The organism is Gluconacetobacter entanii (assembly GCF_003206495.1).
In the GTDB taxonomy this organism is placed as follows: Bacteria; Pseudomonadota; Alphaproteobacteria; order Acetobacterales; family Acetobacteraceae; genus Novacetimonas; species Novacetimonas entanii.
On the sequence record NZ_NKUF01000001.1, the window covers coordinates 136299 to 155920 of the forward strand.

Here is a 19622-nt window from a genome sequence, read left to right on the forward strand (position 1 = left end):
GGCCTGCATAACCAATGGTGCAGCAATATCGCACGGCGGCGGGGGAACGCAAACTTTGTCTTACGCGCGCCTGCGTCCTTCACGCCACCATCCGATCATCAGCATCGCCAGCACGAAGCACAGCACCATCCATGCGGGCACAAGCGCCCGGGCCTGCTGCCCCGTCACGACATGGGCATGACGGTCGGGAAAGTCGAACCGCGCGGCAGTGGAATGTGGTGCGCCGTCAACCATCCGCATCGCGGGCAGGGAAGGGGCCTCCGGCCTGTCGCCCAGCCAGTGCATACCCCCGCCCGTCATCGCCACAAGCGGTTGCAGGCGGGTGGCGGTGGCGCGCAGGTCAGCGAATTCCTGCGGGTCTTCGGCGCGGGGCGCGGCAAAGGCCTCGTGCCCGTCGCTGTCACGCACGCTCCAGATCCCGTTCTCGTGGGCGGGAACATGCGCGGTGGTGACACCCTTGGCGCCGGTGGCGGTCAGGGGAACCTGCTGCACCGTGCCATCGGGGTGGGTGACGCGCACCGTCCCCGGTGGTGCGGGCAGGAGCGAGCGGCGGGTGATGTTGAGCACCCCGCCGGTAATCTCCGCCTCAAGCTGGTTTTCCTCAAGCTCCGGCTCCTTCATCAGCCAGTGCGAGATGCGCCGCAGCAGTTCGGACTGCGGGCCGCCGCCGCCCTCCCCATGCGACCACAGCCACGCCTGATCCGACAGCAGGAAGGCCACGCGCCCCTTGTCCGCATGGTCCAGTACCAGAAGCGGCTGCTGATGTGGCCCGGTCATCAGGACCTCGCCATTGACGGAATCCGACTGCAGGCTGCGATACCATGGCCCCCAGCCCGGACCGGTGGCCGATGTCGGGGCGCCGGGCAGGTTCGCCGTCACCGGATGGCGCTGCCCCGCCTCGGTCAGCATGGGGCGGAACTTCTCGTCCATCACCCCGTCGGGCTGGATATGGGCGGGCAGGATTTCCGACAGGGGCGTATCCTGCAACGATCCCGGCCCGACGAACTCCGGCCCGCCAATCAGCAGCAGGCCGCCGCCCTCGCGCACATGGTTGGCGATGTTGCGCAGGTAGGCCTGCGGCAGGATGCCGTGATTTTCAAACCCGTCGAGGATGATGAGGTCGAACTGCCCGATCTTCTGCTGGAACAGCTCGTTGACGGGAAACGCGATCAGCGCGAGGTCCGACAGCGGCGTCCCGTCATCCTTGTCGGGGGGGCGCAGGATGGTGAAGTGGACCAGATCGACCGACGGGTCGGCCTTCAGCAGGCGCCGCCACACGCGCTCGCCCTGGTTGGGCGTGCCGGAGACCAGCAGCACGCGCAGGCGGTCGCGCACGCCGTTGATGCGCACGATGTCCTGGTTGTTGACGCCCGATGCCTCGCCCGGCAGTTCCGGCACCGACAGCCCCACCAGCATCGGGCCCGGACGGGTGACGGGCAGGGTGATGTCCTGTGGCTGCCCGATCTGGACGGTACGGGTGCTGGGCTGCGCGCCGCCCTGCGTCATCGTCAGTTCGGTCGCAGCCCCCCGCGCGTCGGGACGGCCAAGGTCGTCCACCTCCACACGCACCGTCACGTCCTGTCCCACGATGCCATAGGGCGGGGCCTGCAGGATGCGCAGGCGGCGGTCGGTTTCCTCCCCCCGTCCGGTCAGCAGCACATGCAGCGGCAGCGTGACGTGATGGTCATGCCCGTCCGATGGCGTCAGGATTTCGGGGGGCTTGGGTGGGATGTCATGGACCTGCCCGTCGGTAATCATGACCGCCCCGGCAAGGCGCGAGGGCGGGATGTCCGACGCCGCCTGTGTCAGCGCGGCGAACAGGCGCGTGCCGTCATGGTGGGCGTCGCGCACGGTCACGGTGCGGGTCTGCAGCCCGTCGATATGGCCGATTTCCTCCTGCACGCGTTCGGCGGCGTGGTGCGCCATGACCGCGCGGTCGCGGATGGACATGGAGGCCGACTGGTCCACCACGACCAGCGCCGTCTGGGGCAGGGGACGCCAGCTTTCGCTCAGGCGCTGCGGCCCCGACAGCCACAGCACAAGCCCGGCCCCCGCCAGCACGCGCCACGTGGTCCCGCGTGCGCGGCGGATGATCCCCCACGCGCCCATCGCAAGGAGCGCCGCCCCCAGCGCCCAGAGCAGCCAGGGCGGCACCAGCGGCTGAAAGCAGATCATGTGATGCAGGCGGTCAAGAGACGGCATCATTCCCCCAGGCGTTTCAGCAGGGCCGGGACATGGACCTGATCGGCCTTGTAATTCCCCGTCAGGGCATACAGCACGGCATTGACGCCAAAGCGGTAGGCCAGCGTCCGCTGCTCCGCCCCGTCGGGAATGGTGGCATAGGGCGTGTTGCCGCTGTCGTCCACCGCCCAGGCATGCGCCCAGTCATTGCTGCCGATGATGACGGGACTGACGCCGTCATTGGTGCTGTCGCCCTCCTGCGCGACCCAGACCGGCATGCCATCATAACGGCCCGGGAAATCATGCAGCAGGTAGAAGGTGTGCGTCAGCACATGATGGTCATCGAGCTTCATCAGGGGCGGGATGTCCAGGCCCGCCGTCATGCGCCGCAGGGCAGCGGCCGTTCCGGGGGCGGAGCCGGTGAAGCTGTCGTCGCTGCCCCCCTGCGCCGTGGCCGGGTCCTGTCCCTGCGTGTCGATCATCAGGATGCCGCCATGGCGCATATAGGCATTCAGCGCCGCCGTGCGCGCGGGCGTGGTCGTGGCGTCCGCCGTCACCGGCCAGTAGATCATGGGGTAGTAGGACAGGTCATCGCGTTCGGGCACCAGCGCGTCGGGATGGCCCAGCACGGCGGAGGTGCGGGCATTGACGTAATCCGACAGGCCCTGCAGCCCCTCGCGGGAGACGGTGTCGATATCTTCATGGTTGGTGACGATATAGCCCAGCCGCGTCTCCAGCGCCGCCCCCGGCACGGAGGAGGAGGCGTCCGGGTGATCGACGATGACCCTGGGTTCATCCGGGTAATCGCGCGTCTCCGCCCCGGCGGGGGAGGCAAGCGCCGCCCCCGCCATGACAAGGGCCAGAAACGTCATGCGTCCCGAAACCCGCCCGGCCTTCCGCCCGCCCCCCGAACGCAGCAGGATCGCCACCACGCCATCGACAAGGATCAGCGCAAGTCCCAGCACGGCAAGGATCGGGCCAAGGGCGATGTCCGGGGCCTGCCCGCGCAGGTCCATCATCGTGCCGGTCGCATTCTGCGGCAGCATCTCCCCGGCCTCGTCCCCCACATTCAGCGCCCGGCGTGACGCGCGCGGTCCATACAGGCCCGGCGGGTGGATGGCGGAAACCGCGATATGCCCGAACGCATCGGCGCGCACGGCCTGCGCGCCCGCGGGCGGCGGTCCTTCCACCCCCGCGCCGTCCAGCGTCAGGTAAGGCGACAGCAGGCTCTGGTCCGCCGGGGTTTCGATCCCCACCGCGCGTTCGCCAAGCCGTTGCAGCATGCTGACAAACAGCCCCGACAGCGGCAGGTTGGACCAGTCCGCCGTACTGGTGACATGGAACAGCAAGACCTGTCCCGCGCCCAGCGCCGCATGGGTGACCAGTGGCGTCCCGTCCGTCAGGCGCGCCCAGGTATGGGTGTCAAGGTCGGTCGATGGCCGCGCCAGCACCTGCTTCGACACCGTGACGTCGCCGGGAACAGGCAGGTCGTGGAACGGCGACTGCGCATCAAAGGGGGCAAGGTGTTCAGGTTTGCTCCACGACATCGCGCCGCCCAGCACACGCTCCCCATCCATCAACTGCACCGGCAGCAGCGCATCGGCCGCAGGCGCGTTCGTCCCCGGCACGTTCGCCCCCGGCGCATCGGCGGAAGGTGGGGCGGAGGTGGGGTTCGCAAGCCCCGGTCCGCCGGCGGCCTGCACCAGCAGGGGACCGGCAAAGCGGATCAGCGTGCCGCCCTTGCGCACCCACTCCTCGACCTTGTGGCGTGCATCGGGACTGCCCAGCGTGCCGTCCGGGGCGATCAGGATGGACAGGGGCCGCGACAGCAGGCTGTCAAGCGATCCTTCACGCAGTTCCGCCCCCGGCGCCAGCACCCGGCGCAGGTAGAACAGGCTGCCCATCAGGGGCGTGTCCGACGCGTTGCCCGAAATCAGGCCCACGGGCCGCCTGCGGTCGTTTTCATCCAGCAGCCGCACGCTGGCGGGACCGCTGATGGCATCGACGTCCACATGGTCCAACTGGTTGCGCAGTTCGACCGGCAGGTTCAGCCGCACGTCCGCCTGCCGTGCGTCCGGCGGCAGTGTCACATGGACAACCTGCAGCGTGCTGTTGTCGATGGTCTGCGCCCGCAGCGCCAGTTCACGCAGGACGGGGCGCGGCACCGTGCGCAGCCGCAGGTCCAGCGCCTCGCTGCCATTATGGCCGGGGGCGAGGGTCACGATGTCCGCATCGGGCAGGCGCAGGTCGCGCACCGGCCCCACGGCGCGCAGGGCCGCGGCAAAGGCCGCATCGTCCGGTGTTGCCAGCCAATCGGCCAGATAGAGCACCGGCCCATGCCATCCCCCCTGCACCAGCGCCTGCAGCGCCGTGGTCGCGGCATGGCGGTCCACGCCCCATGGCTGCGCCTCGGTGGGGTCGAGCGTCGTGCGCAGGATGGCCGGATCCTGTGGGCCGCTGACCCGCACCGGTTCATCCCCGGCGGGCGGGGCCGTCAGCAGCAGGCGCACCGCATGGCCGTTGCGCGACAGGCGTTGCAGGATGCTGTCCACCGCACGCAGGCGCTGCGTCCAGCCGGGGGCGGCGGCCCAGCCATTGTCGATCACCAGCAAGGTGTCGGCCGACGTGGTGATGCCCGCGCGTTCACGCGTGATGAAGGGCTGCGCGCAGGCCGCGATCACCAGTGCAACGGCGAGGCAGCGCAGGACCAGCAGCCATGGCGGCGCGCGGGCCACGTCGTCATTGCGCGCGCCAAGCCCGCGCAGGATGGCGATGGGGGGGAAGGCCTGTTCACGCGGGCGCGGCGGCAGCGCGCGCAGCAGCAGCCAGACCACCGGCAGCAGCACGAACGCCCATAATACCCACGGTGCGGTCAGGATCATGCGCGCGCTCCCCCGCCGCTCTGATGTGCCGCCGCAAGCTGCGTGCGCAGCGCCAGAAGCGCGCGTTCGGGCGGGTCATCGGTGGTATGGACGATCATGGCGTTCCCGCCCGCGCGGCACAGGTCCGAAAGCTGCTGCTGATGCCGGGCGAATGCCGTGCGATAGGCCGCGCGCAGGTCGCCCCAGGCGGACAGGGTCAGCGGGGCCTCGTCCTCCAGCCCCATGAAGCGCGTGCGCCCGGCATAGGGCATGTCGCGTTCGGCCGGGTCGATGATTTCGATCAGGCTGGTACGCACCTGCCGCGCCAGTGCCGCGCGCAGCAGGCCCGAAAATGCATCCGGGTCGTACAATCCGTCGCCCAGCAGCACCAGCCGCCCGTTACGTGCAAGGTGCCCGGCCTGCGGCAGGGTCGCGGAGGCGGAGGGATGGCGCATCGCATCAACCAGCAGCGTGCCCATGCGTTCAAGCGCACTGTTGCCCGAAATGGCCGTAACCGTGCCGCCATCCGCACCCAGCAGGCGCACGCGTTCGCCCTGCCGCAGCAGGATCGCCGCCAGCGCCAGCGCCAGCAGCAGCGCACGTTCTGCCTTGACCGGCACCGCGTCGGAGGAACGCCAGCCCATGGACGGGCTGTTATCGCACCAGATGAAAATGGTCTGCGATGACTGTGCCTCGTTTTCACGCACGAACGGGCGGTCGCCGCGCGCGGACTGTCGCCAGTCGATGCGCGATGCGGTCTCGCCCGGTTGTGCGGGGCGGTATTGCCAGAAATTCTCCCCCGATCCCGCGCGGCGGCGGGCGTGGCTGCCCTGCTGCACCGTCAGGGCGATCTTCTGCGCCGCCACGATCAGGGCGGGCAGCCGTGCGGCAAGCACGCGCGCAAGGGCCGGCCCATCCTGTGCGGACATCGGCCGGGACGCGCCAGCGGCGGCGCCCATGGCAGGGCGCGCGTCCGCGGCACGCGAAAACAGGCGTCGGAGGAAAGCGGGCACGGGCATGCGATCAGCCACGGCCCATGTCAGCCCAGATGCCCAAGCAGTCCGTCGATCAACTGCTCCAGCTTCATGTTTTCGGCCCGCGCGGTAAAGGTCAGGGCCATGCGGTGCGCCAGCACTGGTTGCGCCAGCGCCGCCACGTCATCAAGCGTGGGCGACAGCCGCCCGTCAAGCAGCGCGCGCGCCCGTGTCGCCAGCATCAGCGCCTGCGCCGCGCGGGGGCCGGGGCCCCATGCCACGGCCTCGCGGATGGTGGGGTCGGTGGTGGTTTCGGGCCGGGCCTCGCGCACCAGATGGACGATGGCGTCCACCACCTTCTCCCCGGTGGGCAGGGCGCGTACGACCTGCTGTGCGGCGATGACGTCATCCGCGCTCATGACGGGATCCGCCGTGGCCTGCGTCGCGCCGGTGGTCGCCAGCAGCATGGCGCGCTCGGCCTCGAGGTCGGGGAAGTCGAGCAAGATCTGCATCATGAAGCGGTCAAGCTGCGCCTCCGGCAGGGGGTAGGTGCCTTCCTGCTCGATCGGGTTCTGCGTCGCCAGCACATGGAACGGGCGCGGCAGGGCGTGGTCGGTGCCCGCGATTGCGACATGGTGTTCCTGCATCGCCTGCAGCAGCGCGGACTGCGTGCGCGGGCTTGCGCGGTTGATTTCGTCCGCCATCAGCAACTGGCAGAAGACCGGCCCCGCGACAAAGCGGAAGCTGCGCCGCCCCTGCGCGTCCTCGTCAAGGATTTCACTGCCGAGGATGTCCGACGGCATCAGGTCGGGCGTGAACTGCACCCTGCGCGCATCAAGCCCGAGCACCCGGCCCAGCGTCGTGACCAGCAGCGTCTTGCCCAGTCCCGGGGCACCCACCAGAAGCGCATGCCCCCCCGCGAGGATGGAGACCAGCGCAAGGTCGATCACGCGATTCTGTCCCAGGATGACCTTGCCGACCTCCGCGCGGGCGGCGTGCAGCCGTCTGGCAGTCGCGTCGGCCATCGCCGCGGCCTGTGTGGCATCGGGGGGAGAGGATATCGTCATGCTCGCAGGCTCCGCGCGGGAAGGAGAAAAGGCATCGGAGGTCATCATTCCTTCAGTCTGACACGTCCGGGGGTTTCATCAAGCCGGGGTTGCTCCCTATATCAGGTGAAGCAAGGTTTCATAATGTTCGGGTTAACGCACTTGACGGACGATTTCGAGACGAGAGTCATATTCGGTGGCATGCGCCCCGCCGCCGGGTCCCCCGATACCGGACAACCGGATCCCGCACGGCCGGGGCACGATGCCGTCCCGGGCATGCCTTCGCAAGGGGCGGCGCAGGGGCCGGGCGCATCCACGGGGACGGCGGGCGCGACATCGGGCACGACATGCGGGGCGTTGCCTTTTCTGATCCGTCGCGACGGGACGTGGCTGTATCGCGGTTCACCCATTACGCGCAAACCGATGATCTGCCTGTTCGCCGGCACGCTGCGGCGTGATGCGGCGGGGGTGTTCCGGCTGCAGACCCCAGTGGAATCCGGCACGATCGAGGTGGAGGACGCGCCCTTTGTCGCCGTCAGCCTTGAATGGTGTGGCTGCGGGCGCGAACAGGTCCTTTCCTTTCGCACCAATGTGGACCAGGTGATCTGCGCCGGGCCGGAGCATCCGATTCGTGCCGACTGGGACCGTCCCTGTGACGAGGACGGGACCGGGGCCGTGCCCTATGTCGAGGTCCGACCGGGCGATGGCGACCTGCCGATTGAGGCGCGGGTGTCGCGTCCCGTCTATTACGAACTCGCGGCGCTGGCGGTGCCGGGGCATCACTGCGGGGTGCCCTGCCTCGGGGTGTGGAGCCGTAACGTCTTCTTCCCCCTTGGCCGGCTGTCTTCCTGCCGCGATGGGGAATGCTGTGACGGCGATGACGACGCCCCCTAATGAAGTACCTGCTGACGGGGGCCGGGCCATGAATGACCTGCCGCCTGCCGCCACGCTCGATCCGCTGGCGCGCCTGTACCGCACGCGGCCCGATACGGCCGCGACGCTGGCGCGTATCTGGGATGTCCTGCCCGATGCGCGACTGGTGGGCGGGGCGGTGCGTGACCTTCTGTGCGGGCGTGCGGTGACGGATATGGACCTTGCCACGGCCGTACCCCCGTCCGACGTGATGGCGCGCCTGCGCGCGGCGGGGATCAGGGTGGTGCCGACGGGACTGGTGCACGGGACGGTGACGGCGGTGATCGACGGCCGCCCGCATGAGATCACGACCCTGCGCCGCGACGTGCAGACCGATGGCCGCCACGCGCAGGTCGCATGGACCGATGACTGGCGCGAGGACGCGGCCCGGCGCGATTTCACCATCAACGCCATGTCCTGTGACCGTGCGGGCGTGGTGCATGACCCGTTTGGCGGGCAGGCGGACCTTGCGGCGGCGCGTGTGCGTTTCGTGGGCGACGCGCGTGCCCGCATTACGGAGGATGCGCTGCGGATCCTGCGGTTTTTCCGCTTCAACGCCCGTTATGGCGGTGACGTGCCCGATGCGGAGGCGATGGCGGCGGCAACCGCGCTTGCGCCCATGGTCGAACGCCTGTCGGTTGAACGGATCTGGTCCGAACTGCGCCGTATCCTTGCCGGTCCCCGGGTGGCGGAAACGCTGGCGCTGATGGAGCATGCCGGCGTCCTCGCCCGCATCCTGCCCGAAGGCTACGACCTGTCGCGGCTTGGCCGGCTTCTGGCATGCGACGGGCCGGTGGATCCCCTGCTGCGCTGTGCCGCGCTGTTTGCGGGGGATGTGGCGGAGATCGCGCAACGCCTGCGCCTGTCGCGCGCGGACGGGCGCTTCATGCTTGCGGTGCGGGACGGGACCGCCCCGCATCCGGGCATGACAGCGCATGATATCGCGCGCATGCTGGCGGCGGACCCGGCGGAGATCCTGATCGCGCGCGCATGGCTGCGTCAGGCGCACGAACTCGGGCGGCCCGACGCGCGGTGGGATGGCCTGCGCGATGCCATTGCCCGCACCCCGCGCCCGGTGTTCCCGCTGGCGGGACGTGACGTGGTGGCGGCGGGATGCACGCCCGGCCCGCGTGTGGGCGAGGTGCTGGAACAGGTGCGGCAATGGTGGCTGGCGGGGGGGTGTGAAGCCGCGCGTGCCGCCTGCCTTGCGCATCTGCGGCAGGTACTGGCGGGCTGAGGGACAGCGCGCCCGGTTACTTAACGTTATGAGAAAAACAGGGATCAGTTTTGCATTTCAGGCGTGCGGGAGTTTATAGGGCCGTATGAACGTTGTTCGATCGACGCGGCCCGACGCCGCCGGCAAAGTGCAGTCCGATCCGCATGCCCCGGCACCGACGGCCGGACTTGTGCGTCGCCTGTGGCGCGAGGATCTGAGCCATTATCGCCTGCGCATCGCAGGCGTGGTGATCCTGACGGCGCTGATGGCCATCTTCAGCGCGCTCTATCCGCTGGTGATCCAGCGTGCGCTCGACATGTTCGCGGCACAGGACAGGCGCATCCTGTACCAGGTGCCGATTCTGGTGGTCCTGATCACCACGGCCAAGGCCATTTCCCAGTACTGGCAGAGTGTCGCGGTGCAGGGACTGGTCCTGTCGGTCATCCGTGGCCTGCAGGGGCGGATGTTCGCCCATCTGGTCAATGCCGACATCTCCCGCATCGAGGCGGAGGCCCCGGCCCAACTGGCCGCGCGGTTCACCACCGACGCCGTTTCCATCCGCGAGGCGCTGATCCGCGCGACCAATGCATTGGGCGATGCGGTCACGGTCATAGGTCTGATCGTCTCGATGTTCTACATGGACTGGGAACTCAGCCTGATCGCTGCCGTGCTGTATCCCATCGCCGCCATGCCGGTGCGCAGGCTGGGCAAGCGCCTGCGCCGGGAATCGGGCGGCGTGCATGAACAGACAGGCAGCACGGCCGCGCTCCTGACCGAAAGTTTCGCGCAGGCGCGCACCATCCGCGTCTACGGGCTTGAGGAGGTGGAGCAGAAACGCGCGAACCATGTCCTCGACATGCTGCATGCGGGCCTGCTGCGCATTGCGCGGGGGCGGGCGCGCGTTGACCCGATGCTTGAGGTACTGGGCGGGATTGCGGTGGCGGCGGTGCTGGGCTTTGCCGGGTGGCGCGCGACACAGGGGGGCGCGACGCTGGGGGATTTTTCCGGCTTTGTCGCGGCCCTGCTGCTGGCCGCGCGGCCGCTGCGCGCGCTGGGTACCCTCAATGTCGCGCTGCAGGAAGGCATGGCCGGGCTGCAGCGCGTCTTTCAGGTCATTGACGAACCCGCCGCCGTGCGCCAGTCGCCCGATGCGCGTCCGCTGCCCCCCGGACGTGGGGACCTGCGCTTTGACGATGTGTCGTTTGTCTATCCCGACGGGCGGATGGGACTGGCGGGTCTGGATTTCATCGCGCGTCCCGGCACGACCGTGGCGCTGGTGGGCGCGTCGGGGGCGGGGAAGTCCACGGCCCTGTCGCTGGTGCCGCGCCTGCATGACGTCTCGGGCGGGGGGATCGTGCTGGATGGGGAGGACCTGCGCAACCTGATCCTGCCGGACCTGCGCGACGCCATCGCCTATGTCAGTCAGGATTCGCTGCTGTTCGACATGTCGGTGGGAGACAATATCCGCATGGGCGACCGCCACGCGGATGAGGCGCAGGTGCGCGCGGCGGCGAGTGCGGCGTCGGCGGATGATTTCATCATGGCGCTGCCCGAGGGGTACGACACCCTCGTCGGGCCGGGGGGGCAGCGCCTGTCGGGCGGGCAGCGCCAGCGTGTCGCCCTGGCGCGCGCGCTGCTGCGCAACCCGCGTATCCTGCTGCTTGATGAGGCGACAAGCGCGCTTGACAGCGAGAGCGAGGCCACGGTGCAGCAGGCGCTGGCGGGCTTACGTCACGGGCGCACGACCATCGTTGTCGCCCATCGCCTGTCGACAATCCGCTCCGCCGACCTTGTCGTCGTGATGGCGGAGGGGCGCGCGGTGGAGCGCGGAACCCATGATGACCTGATGCGTCAGGACGGTGTCTATGCCCGCATGGTCCGTACGCAGGCGTTTGGCCTGTAGGTCGCCTGCCGGGAGATTCCACTCGAATAAGCTGTGCGCGATGGTTGAAGTCGCATCGTGTTCGTGTCATGCATTGACCGACCCGTTCGGTCAATGCGGCTGCGCTGCGCGGAACCGGGATACGAATCGCACGAAATGAGGGAACCACATGGCCGGTGACGAAGCCCAGACGCCAGACAACGGACAGGCAGGCAAGGACAAGCCCGCGGAAAAATCATCGCGCAAGATCATCATGATCGTGGCCCTTGTCGCGCTGGTTCTTGCGGCGGTGGTGTACTGGTTCCTGCATCGCGGGGAGGTGGAGACCGATGACGCCTTCACTACGGGCCGCGCGGTCACCGTGGCGCCGCATGTGCGTGGGTATGTGACCGAACTTCTGGTCAACGACAACCAGTTTGTCCACGAAGGGCAGGTCCTGGCGCGGCTTGACGACCGTGACTGGCGCGCCGAGCGTGACCAGGCTGCCGCCAATCTGGAGGTTGCCCGCGCGCAGGCGGCCAGCGCCGAACTGATGCTTGCGGTGGCGCAGAAGAATTTCCCCGGCCACCTGCTGGCGGCACAGGGCGCGCTGCAGGGCGCACAGGCGCAGGAATTCCGCGCGCAGACGGATTTCAGGAGGCAGCATTCCGTCGCCCGCGCCGCCACGTCGCAGCAGGATATCGACTATGCCACCGCCGCACTGGACGCGGCGAAGGCCCGCGTCCTGCAGGCGCAGGGTGAACTGCAGCAGGCCCTGCCGGTCGAGCCCAATATTTCCAGCACCCAGACCAAGGTGTCGCAGGCACAGGCGCAGGTGCACGAGGCCGAAGCCCGTCTGCGTCAGGCGGAACTGAACGTGGAATGGACCACCATCCGCGCCCCGCACGATGGCTGGATCTCGCAGCGCAATATCGAGCGCGGGACCCTTGCGCAGGCAGGGCAGGCGGTCTTCTCCATCGTGGAACCCGAGGTCTGGGTCATCGCGAACTACAAGGAAACGCAGCTTTCGAACATGCGTCCGGGACAGAAGGTGGATATCGCGGTTGATGCCTACCCGTTCCTGAAGCTGAAGGGACATGTCGATTCCCTGCAGCTTGGCACCGGTTCGACCTTCAGCGCCTTCCCGCCGGAGAACGCGACCGGCAACTACGTCAAGATCGTCCAGCGCGTGCCGGTCAAGATCCTGATCGACGAAGGGCTGCGCCCTGACGTGCCGCTGTCGCTGGGCCTGTCGGTCGAACCCACGGTCTATACGCGATGAGTGCGGCGGCAGCCCCCACCGATGACCACGCCGACCAGGCGTGGAAGCCGAAGCATAATCCGTGGCTGATTGCCGTGGTGGTCACGGTTGCCGCGTTCATGGAGATCCTTGACACCACCATCGTCAATGTCTCGCTGCCGCACATCGCGGGGAACCTGTCGTCCACCTATGACGATGCGACATGGACGCTGACGTCCTACCTTGTCGCCAACGGCATCGTGCTGACCATCTCCGGCTGGCTGGGGAAGCTGTTCGGGCGAAAGAGATACTTCCTGATCTGTATTTCGATGTTCTCGATCTCGTCCTTCCTGTGCGGGATTTCGACCAGCCTGCCCGAACTGATCTTCTTCCGCCTGCTGCAGGGTTTTTTCGGCGGGGGGCTGCAGCCGAACCAGCAGTCGATCATCCTTGACACCTTTCCCCCCGCCAAGCGCGCCGCGGCCTTTGGCCTGACGGCGATCGCGACCGTGGTGGCCCCTGTGATCGGGCCGTCGCTAGGCGGGTGGATCACCGACAATTATTCGTGGCGGTGGGTGTTCTTCATCAACGTGCCCGTCGGCGCGCTGGCGACGGTGGCGGTGTCGTTCATGATCGACGACCCGCCATGGGCGCGCAAGCAGGCCGCCCCGCTGGATTTCGTCGGCATCGGCCTGATCACCATCGGCTTCGGCTGCCTCGAAGTCGCGGTTGACCGTGGCGAGGACGAGGACTGGTTCGGTTCACGCATCATCGTCATCATGGCGATCCTCGCTGTACTGGGGATCGGCGGCGCGGTGCTGTGGCTGCTGCATACCAAGAAACCGGCAGTGGACCTGCGGGTGTTCAAGGACCGTAATTTCGCCGTGGGCACGGCGCTGATGGGGGCGGTGGGGGCGCTGCTCTATTCTTCCGCCATTATCGTGCCGCAGTTCGCGCAGCAGGTCATGGGCTATACCGCGACCCTGTCGGGGCTGATCCTGTCGCCCGGTGGCGTGGCCGTCATCATCCTGATCCCGATCGTCGGCATGGCGATGAAGAAGATCCAGTTGCGCTACATCATCGCCTTCGGCTTCTTCCTGATGGGCATGTCGATGCTGTGGTCGGCGCGACTGGTGCCGGCCCTCGATTTCCGCCACCTCGTCTTCTTCCGCATGAGCCAGACGGCAACGATGGCGTTTTTGTTCGTGCCGATCTCCACCATCACCTATGCCACCCTGCCGCGTGAACTGAACGCGGATGGCTCCGCCCTGTTCAGCATGGTGCGCAATGTGCTGGGCTCGCTCAGCATTTCGGGGGCGACCGCGCTGGTGACGGAACTGCGCCAGGCGCACCAGACCCATATGGTCCACTGGATGACGCCGTTTCACCAGCCTTTCAACGAATACCTCTCGCAGGCGCGGATCGCGGCGCTGGCGCGGGGTTTTGCCGAACCCGTCGTCAATTCCGTCGCCATGGGCAAGCTGTACCAGCAGTTTTCCAAGCAGATCGCGATCCTTGCCTATAACGAGGTGTTCATGATCCTTGGCATCGGTTCGCTCCTGGTGGTGCCGTTCTGTTTCCTGATGTCGCCGCTCAAGGGGGATGACAAGCCATGACGACGCGCGACATCCGCGTCGTCTGCGCCGCGATCGTGCGCGACGGCGCGCTGCTGTGTGTGCGCAAGGCGGGGACGGACCTGTTCATGCTGCCCGGTGGCAAGCCCGAGGCGGGGGAGGACGCCCTTGCCACCCTGCATCGTGAAGTGACGGAGGAACTGGGTTGCGACCTGCATCCGGGCAGTGCGCGCCTGCTGGGGCAATATGCCGCCCCCGCCGCGCATGAGGCGGGGTGTACGGTGCGGGCCGATATATGGCGGGCGGACCTGTCGGGCGCGCCAAGGGCACAGGCGGAAATCGCGGAACTTCGCTGGGTCGATCTGCATGATCGCACGGTGGAACCCGTGCTGGCCCCGCTGCTGCGCACGCAGGTCATGCCCCTGTTACGGCAGTCGTAAAGAAGTTTTTGGTGAAGCTTTTTTCAAAAAGCTTCGAAAGACGCCGCCTTTTTCGATCAAAAGGCGGCACCCAAAAACTTTTGTTATTTAAGGAATCTATGTCCCGGCCGGTCGCGCAAACCGGCTGAATTCCTGCATCACCTGATCATAGATCGGACGCTTGAACCCGACATTGAGCCGCGAGATGTCTGCCGCGGGCACCCACTGCCACATGTCGAATTCGGCGGGCAGGTGCGTGTCGAGCCGGATATCGCTGTCGTGCCCCGTAAAGCGCAGGGCAAACCATTTCTGTGTCTGTCCCCGGTACTGGCCGCCCAGTGCCCTGCCGATCAGGTGGTCGGGCAGGTCATAGCTGATCCATTGCGGATATTCGCCAAGGATGACGGCATGGTCGGTGCCGATCTCCTCCCTCAGTTCGCGCATCACCGCCTGCCGGGGATTTTCCCCTTCGTCGATGCCGCCCTGCGGGCACTGCCACACGCCGTCGCTGGCGGGGCCGCCCGCGCCGGGCATGTCGGTCCGGCGCGCCATCAGCACCTCACCCCGCATATTGAACAGCATCGCCCCCACATTGGGGCGATAGGGCAGGGTGGCCTTGTCGATGCTCATGGATGGGCGGGGGTGGAAGGTGTCGCGGGTTTGGCCGGCGTGGCCGGTGCGGCGGGCGGCGTTGTCGTCGCTGGTGCCGCAGGCGCAGGTGTGGCCGGCACGGGGGTGGCTGGCGCCTGCTGTTCGGCGGGGGTGTCATTCGTCGCGGGCTTGGCCTGCGTCGTGGGGGTATTGACCTTGGTGGGGGCCGCTGCGTTCGCCTTGGTGGTGTCGGGCGTGACCGGCAGGCCCGCCATCGCATGGACGACCTTCAGGCCCTCCTGCAACTGGAAATCGGTGGTGGGCTTGGTCGGGTCGTAATCCGGCCACCCGGCGGGCGGTTCATGCGGCAGGGTCTTGGCGATGGCAGGCAGGTCGGTGCGGGTCGGGGCCTGCGCCGTGTTGCCGCCGCTGTTCTTGATGATGTGCGCCAGGTCCGCCTCGCGGATGCTGTAGCTGTCATCATCGCGGCTTTCCTTGACCATGATGTCGGGCATGATGCCCAGCCCCTGGATGGAACGGCCCGATGGCGTGTAGTACCGCGCGGTGGTCAGGCGGATCGCCCCTTCGCCCGGGATCGGCAGGATGGTCTGCACCGATCCCTTGCCGAACGTCTTTTCCCCCACCAGCACGGCGCGATGGTGGTCCTGCAGCGCACCGGCCACGATTTCACTGGCGGAGGCGGAACCACCGTTGATCAGCACCACGATCGGCAGGCCGTTGGTGATGTCCACGTTATGCGCGTCCCAGCGCTGGTTGTCCTGCGCATGGCGCGCGCGGGTGGAGACGATCTCGCCATTCTTGATGAAGTCGCCGCCGACGTCGATCGCCTGCGTCAGCAGGCCGCCCGGATCGGAACGCAGGTCGATGACCAGGCCGTTGAGCTTGCCATGCGTCTGGGCCTGCAGCTTCTTGTAGGCGTCAACCAGACCGCGCTGCGTTTCCTCGTTGAACTGGGCGATGCGGATATAGCCGGTGGAGTCATACAGCGCCGACTTGATGACCTGCAGCGGGATGATCGCGCGCGTCAGGGTCACGATGATGGGCTTGGGCGTCTTCTCACGGATCAGGGTCAGGGTGATGCGCGTGTCGGGCTTGCCGCGCATGCGGGTCACGACCTGGTCGAGCGGCTGACCGTCGATGTTCTTGCCGTCGATGGCGACGATGAAGTCACCCGGCTTGATCCCCGCGCGCGCGGCGGGCGTGTTGTCCACGGGGGAGACGACGCGCACATGCCCGTCCTCGCCCTGCACCTCCAGCCCGAGGCCGCCGAACGTGCCCTTCGTCTGGACCTGCAGGTCGGAAAACTGCTTTTCCGTCATGTAGGAACTGTGCGGGTCAAGTCCGGTCAGCATGCCGTTGAGCGCGTTGGTGATGAGGTCGCGCGTGGAGACGGGTTCGACGTAATTGGCCTTCACCTTTTCCAGCACGTAGCCGAACAGGAACATGAGCTGTTCGATCTCATGCGGGGAATTGTCCTTGGGTGACGGGCTGTCCGCATGGGCGATGGATGTCAGGTCAAGCCAGCGTCCCCCCGAATGGAAGGCGAGCTGGGGACCTGCCGCGATGCCAGCAAGAAAGGCGCAACCAAGCAGCAGGCCATTACGGAACTTCATGCGTCGTCGTCTCCTGAATGGCCATCCACGCAATCGGCGTCTGACCTGCATATTGTGACCGGCCCCATATGGGAGGGGGGTCATAGTCCGTCATCGGTCGCACACCTTATACCGAACTTGATGCACACGGAAACCGTGTAAACCAATTCTACAGGTATGGCGCGGGGTTAACGGCGGTACCTCCGCGCCGCAACTGCACGAACAGGGTGGGCCGTGCCTGCGCGCCCGACCAGGCCGGCATCTGGCCCACCGGCGCGCCCTTGACGATCTGCTGTCCCGGGGCGACGGCCATGTCCCCGATTCCGGCCAGGACAAAGCGGTAATGCTGCCCGCAATTGAGGATCATCATCTGCCCGTAGGAGCGGAACGGCCCCGCGAAATCGACTCGCCCGCTGCAGGGCGCGCGCACGGTCGCGCGTGACGGCGGGGCGTAGGTCACGCCGCTGGCCGGGCCGCTTTCGGTGGACTGGCCCCATCCTGTGACGATGCTGCCGGGCACGGGGGCGCCCGCGCTGCCGGGACGTGTCGCGTTGACGCCCGGACCCGGCCCCGCGGCAAGGGCGCGGGCACGGGCGCGCGTGGCCTCGGCCTCCTGCGTGCGGTGGGCGCGCTCGGCCTCCTGTGCCGCGCGTTCAAGGTTGGCCTGTGCGGTGCGTTCGACCTCCTCGATCCGGCCGATGGCGTCCTGCAGGCTCGACGCCTTGCGGGCCGCGTCCTCCACCTGCTGGGTGGCGCTGCGTACGGCGGCGTTGGACTGCCTCTGCGCCTCCAGCGCGGCATGGGCGGAACGGTTGACGCTGTCGCGCTGGCTTTCCTGCTGCGCCAGCAGTTGCGTCATGCGCCCCTTCTGCTGCGCCAGTTCGGCGTCAAGCTGCGCAAGGCGGGCGCGACGGTCATGGATCTGGCGCGCCTGCTGGGCAATGCGCGTGGTCAGGCCGCGCATGACCAGCAGGCCCGTCACCGCGCGATCGGCTGGCAGCGGCACCGCAAGCAGCGTGTCGGCGGGATAGAGGGAGAGGCGTTCGACCACCGGCAGCAGCGGCGTCAGCGCCGCGACATCCTGCGTCAGCGCCCTGTGCAGGGTGTCCTGTTCGGTGTGCAGGGCGGCAATCCTGCTGTCGAGGTCGGCGGTGTCCTGTTCCGTGCGTTGCAGGCGCGCGGTTGCGTCCACCGTCGCCGCCGACAGTTCGGTGGCGCGGGCGGCATCACGCTGGGCCTGTGCCTCGGCGTCGTGCTGGGCCTTGATGCGGGCCTGCATTTCCGCGCCCTGCTGTTTCTCACGCGCCAGAAGGGCCTCGCGCGCGGTGCGGGCGTTCTCGATCTGGCGGCGGATGCTCTGGGTCTCGTGCCACTCCGGCGTCGCGATCGCCGGGCCGTGCGCGTGATGGAGCGTGTGTGAGGCCGATGGCGTCGCGGCAGGGCAGGAAGGGGCGGCCTGCACAATGGCGAGGCACACCCCCACGAAAAGACCGCGACGCAGGGTAATGGCGGATGGGGCGGCCGTCAGGATGGCGTCGGTCCATCCAGCAGGGAGCGCCAGGTCATGGCGGCAGGCTGCGCCAGGCCCATCAGCGCCAGCAGCGTGGGTGCAAGGTCCGCCAGCCGCCCGTCATGCACATGCGCGCCCGCCACCCCATGCAGCACGACCGGCACGACATTGAGGGTATGGGCGGTGTGCGGTCCCTGTGTTTCGGGATCGAACATGGTTTCGGCATTGCCATGGTCCGCCGTGACCAGCAGCGCGCCGCCCGCGCGGTCGATGGCGTCCACGATACGGCCAAGGCCGGTATCCACCGCTTCGACCGCCTTGATGGCGGCGGCCAGCACGCCGGTATGGCCCACCATGTCAGGATTGGCGAAGTTCAGGACGATCAGGTCGTATTTGCCGCTGTCGATCGCCTCCACCGCGCGCTGCGTCAGTTCGGGGGCCGACATTTCGGGCTGCAGGTCATAGGTCGCGACCTTGGGGGAGGGGACCATGATCCGGTCCTCGCCGGGCAGTTGCTCCTCTCGCCCGCCATTGAGGAAGTATGTGACGTGGGGATATTTCTCCGTCTCCGCCATGCGAAGCTGCTTCCGCCCGGCGGCGGAGACCACATCGCCCAGCAGGTCGCGCAGTTCCTGTGGCGGGAACAGGACGGAAATCAGTTCCGCCAGCCTGTCGGAATAGCGGGTCATGCCAAGGACAGCGGCGAAATGGATGACACGTTCGCGGTGGAACCCCTCGAACTTTGGCTCCAGCAGCGCATCGAGCAACTGGCGGATGCGATCGGCGCGGAAGTTGAACGACACGATGCCGTCGCCATCCTTCATGCCCTGGTAATCACCGATGACGGTGGGGTCGATGAACTCGTCCGTGGTGCCCCTGGCATAGGACGCTTCCAGCACGGCATCGGCGCTGTCGGCATGCGGGCCGTGGGCGGCGGTGATGACGTCATAGACCTTCTGCACGCGCTCCCACCGGCGGTCGCGGTCCATGGCGTAATACCGGCCTGAAATGCTGGCGACGCGCGCCTGTGGCGGCAGGTCGCGCAGCAGGCGCGCCACGTAATCGCGCCCCGAATGGGGGGGCGTGTCGCGGCCGTCGCTGAAGATGTGCACCGCGACGGGAATCCCCTGCGCGCAGATGATCTTCGCCAGTGCGACGGCATGGTCCTGGTGCGCGTGTACCCCCACGGTGGAGACGAGGCCCATCAGGTGGCACGTGCCGCCGCTTTTCTTCAGCGCGGCAAGGAAATCGCGCATGACCGGGGCTTCGGCCGCGCTGCCATCGCGCAGGGCGGTGGTGATGCGCGGCAGTTCCTGCATGACGACGCGGCCCGCGCCGATATTGAGGTGCCCGACCTCCGAATTGCCCATCTGCCCTTCCGGCAGGCCGACATCCTCCCCACATGTGCGCAGGAACGCATGCGTGTCATGGCCCCACAGCCTGTCGAAGGTCGGGGTATCGGCGGCGGCGACGGCGTTGTCGGCCGTATCCTCGCGCCAGCCAAAGCCGTCGAGGATCGCCAGCATGACGGGACGGCGGGTCTGGATGTCGGGTACATGGGTGGGCATGGGTTGTTCCTCTCCCTTATTTTGTCGCCCATAATGCCCTAAATGACATCCCTGCG

At 67.6% G+C, this 19622-nt stretch carries 14 protein-coding genes; 6 read left to right on the forward strand and 8 right to left on the reverse strand.

What is annotated here, in order from left to right; genetic code table 11:
• Window positions 1–60 precede the first annotated feature (60 nt).
• From CFR72_RS00660 to CFR72_RS00675, 4 genes are all read right to left on the reverse strand, one after another.
• The gene (locus CFR72_RS00660; RefSeq protein ID WP_110912220.1) at window positions 61–2202 is read right to left on the reverse strand and encodes a VWA domain-containing protein; all 2142 of its coding nucleotides are present in this window, start codon (window positions 2200–2202) and stop codon (window positions 61–63) included.
• Complete coding sequence (locus CFR72_RS00665; RefSeq protein ID WP_110912138.1) at window positions 2202–5063, reverse strand: DUF4159 domain-containing protein; 2862 nt, start codon at window positions 5061–5063, stop codon at window positions 2202–2204. The genes CFR72_RS00660 and CFR72_RS00665 overlap by 1 nt, the downstream gene beginning before the upstream one ends.
• The gene (locus tag CFR72_RS00670) at window positions 5060–5971 is read right to left on the reverse strand and encodes a DUF58 domain-containing protein (RefSeq protein WP_244182083.1); all 912 of its coding nucleotides are present in this window, start codon (window positions 5969–5971) and stop codon (window positions 5060–5062) included. The genes CFR72_RS00665 and CFR72_RS00670 overlap by 4 nt, the downstream gene beginning before the upstream one ends.
• Window positions 5972–6081: 110 nt before the next feature.
• Complete coding sequence (locus tag CFR72_RS00675; protein ID WP_110912140.1) at window positions 6082–7131, reverse strand: AAA family ATPase; 1050 nt, start codon at window positions 7129–7131, stop codon at window positions 6082–6084.
• 207 nt (window positions 7132–7338) lie between these two features.
• On the opposite strand from CFR72_RS00675, the gene CFR72_RS00680 reads away from it, so the two are divergent.
• From CFR72_RS00680 to CFR72_RS00705, 6 genes are all read left to right on the forward strand, one after another.
• Entirely contained in the window at window positions 7339–7956 is a 618-nt protein-coding gene (locus CFR72_RS00680; RefSeq protein ID WP_110912221.1) for a DUF1285 domain-containing protein, read from the forward strand.
• Window positions 7957–7984: 28 nt separating this feature from the next.
• A complete protein-coding gene (locus CFR72_RS00685) occupies window positions 7985–9211 on the forward strand; it encodes a CCA tRNA nucleotidyltransferase (protein ID WP_110912141.1) in 1227 nt (408 codons plus the stop codon).
• A gap of 85 nt (window positions 9212–9296) precedes the next feature.
• On the forward strand, window positions 9297–11093 hold the full coding sequence (locus CFR72_RS00690) for an ABC transporter ATP-binding protein (RefSeq protein WP_244182084.1): 1797 nt from the start codon (window positions 9297–9299) through the stop codon (window positions 11091–11093).
• A gap of 148 nt (window positions 11094–11241) precedes the next feature.
• Window positions 11242–12333 (forward strand): HlyD family secretion protein, encoded by a 1092-nt coding sequence (locus tag CFR72_RS00695; protein WP_110912142.1) that lies wholly within the window; start codon window positions 11242–11244, stop codon window positions 12331–12333.
• On the forward strand, window positions 12330–13907 hold the full coding sequence (locus tag CFR72_RS00700; RefSeq protein ID WP_110912143.1) for a DHA2 family efflux MFS transporter permease subunit: 1578 nt from the start codon (window positions 12330–12332) through the stop codon (window positions 13905–13907). Before CFR72_RS00695 ends, CFR72_RS00700 begins: the two co-directional genes overlap by 4 nt.
• Complete coding sequence (locus tag CFR72_RS00705) at window positions 13904–14305, forward strand: NUDIX hydrolase (RefSeq protein WP_110912144.1); 402 nt, start codon at window positions 13904–13906, stop codon at window positions 14303–14305. The genes CFR72_RS00700 and CFR72_RS00705 overlap by 4 nt, the downstream gene beginning before the upstream one ends.
• A 96-nt stretch (window positions 14306–14401) precedes the next feature.
• On the opposite strand, the gene CFR72_RS00710 is transcribed toward CFR72_RS00705, so the two are convergent.
• The 4 genes from CFR72_RS00710 to gpmI all read right to left on the reverse strand — a co-directional run bounded on the left by CFR72_RS00710 (window position 14402) and on the right by gpmI (window position 19566).
• The gene (locus tag CFR72_RS00710) at window positions 14402–14914 is read right to left on the reverse strand and encodes an RNA pyrophosphohydrolase (protein WP_110912145.1); all 513 of its coding nucleotides are present in this window, start codon (window positions 14912–14914) and stop codon (window positions 14402–14404) included.
• Window positions 14911–16509 (reverse strand): S41 family peptidase, encoded by a 1599-nt coding sequence (locus CFR72_RS00715; protein ID WP_110912146.1) that lies wholly within the window; start codon window positions 16507–16509, stop codon window positions 14911–14913. The genes CFR72_RS00710 and CFR72_RS00715 overlap by 4 nt, the downstream gene beginning before the upstream one ends.
• Before the next feature lie 148 nt (window positions 16510–16657).
• Window positions 16658–17971: a murein hydrolase activator EnvC family protein gene (locus CFR72_RS00720; protein ID WP_167400256.1), complete on the reverse strand. Its 1314-nt coding sequence runs from the start codon at window positions 17969–17971 to the stop codon at window positions 16658–16660.
• A 41-nt stretch (window positions 17972–18012) separates the two neighbouring features.
• Window positions 18013–19566 carry a 2,3-bisphosphoglycerate-independent phosphoglycerate mutase gene (gene gpmI, locus CFR72_RS00725; protein ID WP_110912147.1) on the reverse strand — a complete coding sequence of 518 codons (1554 nt, stop codon included), beginning with the start codon at window positions 19564–19566 and terminating at the stop codon, window positions 18013–18015.
• Between the last annotated feature and the right edge of the window lie 56 nt (window positions 19567–19622).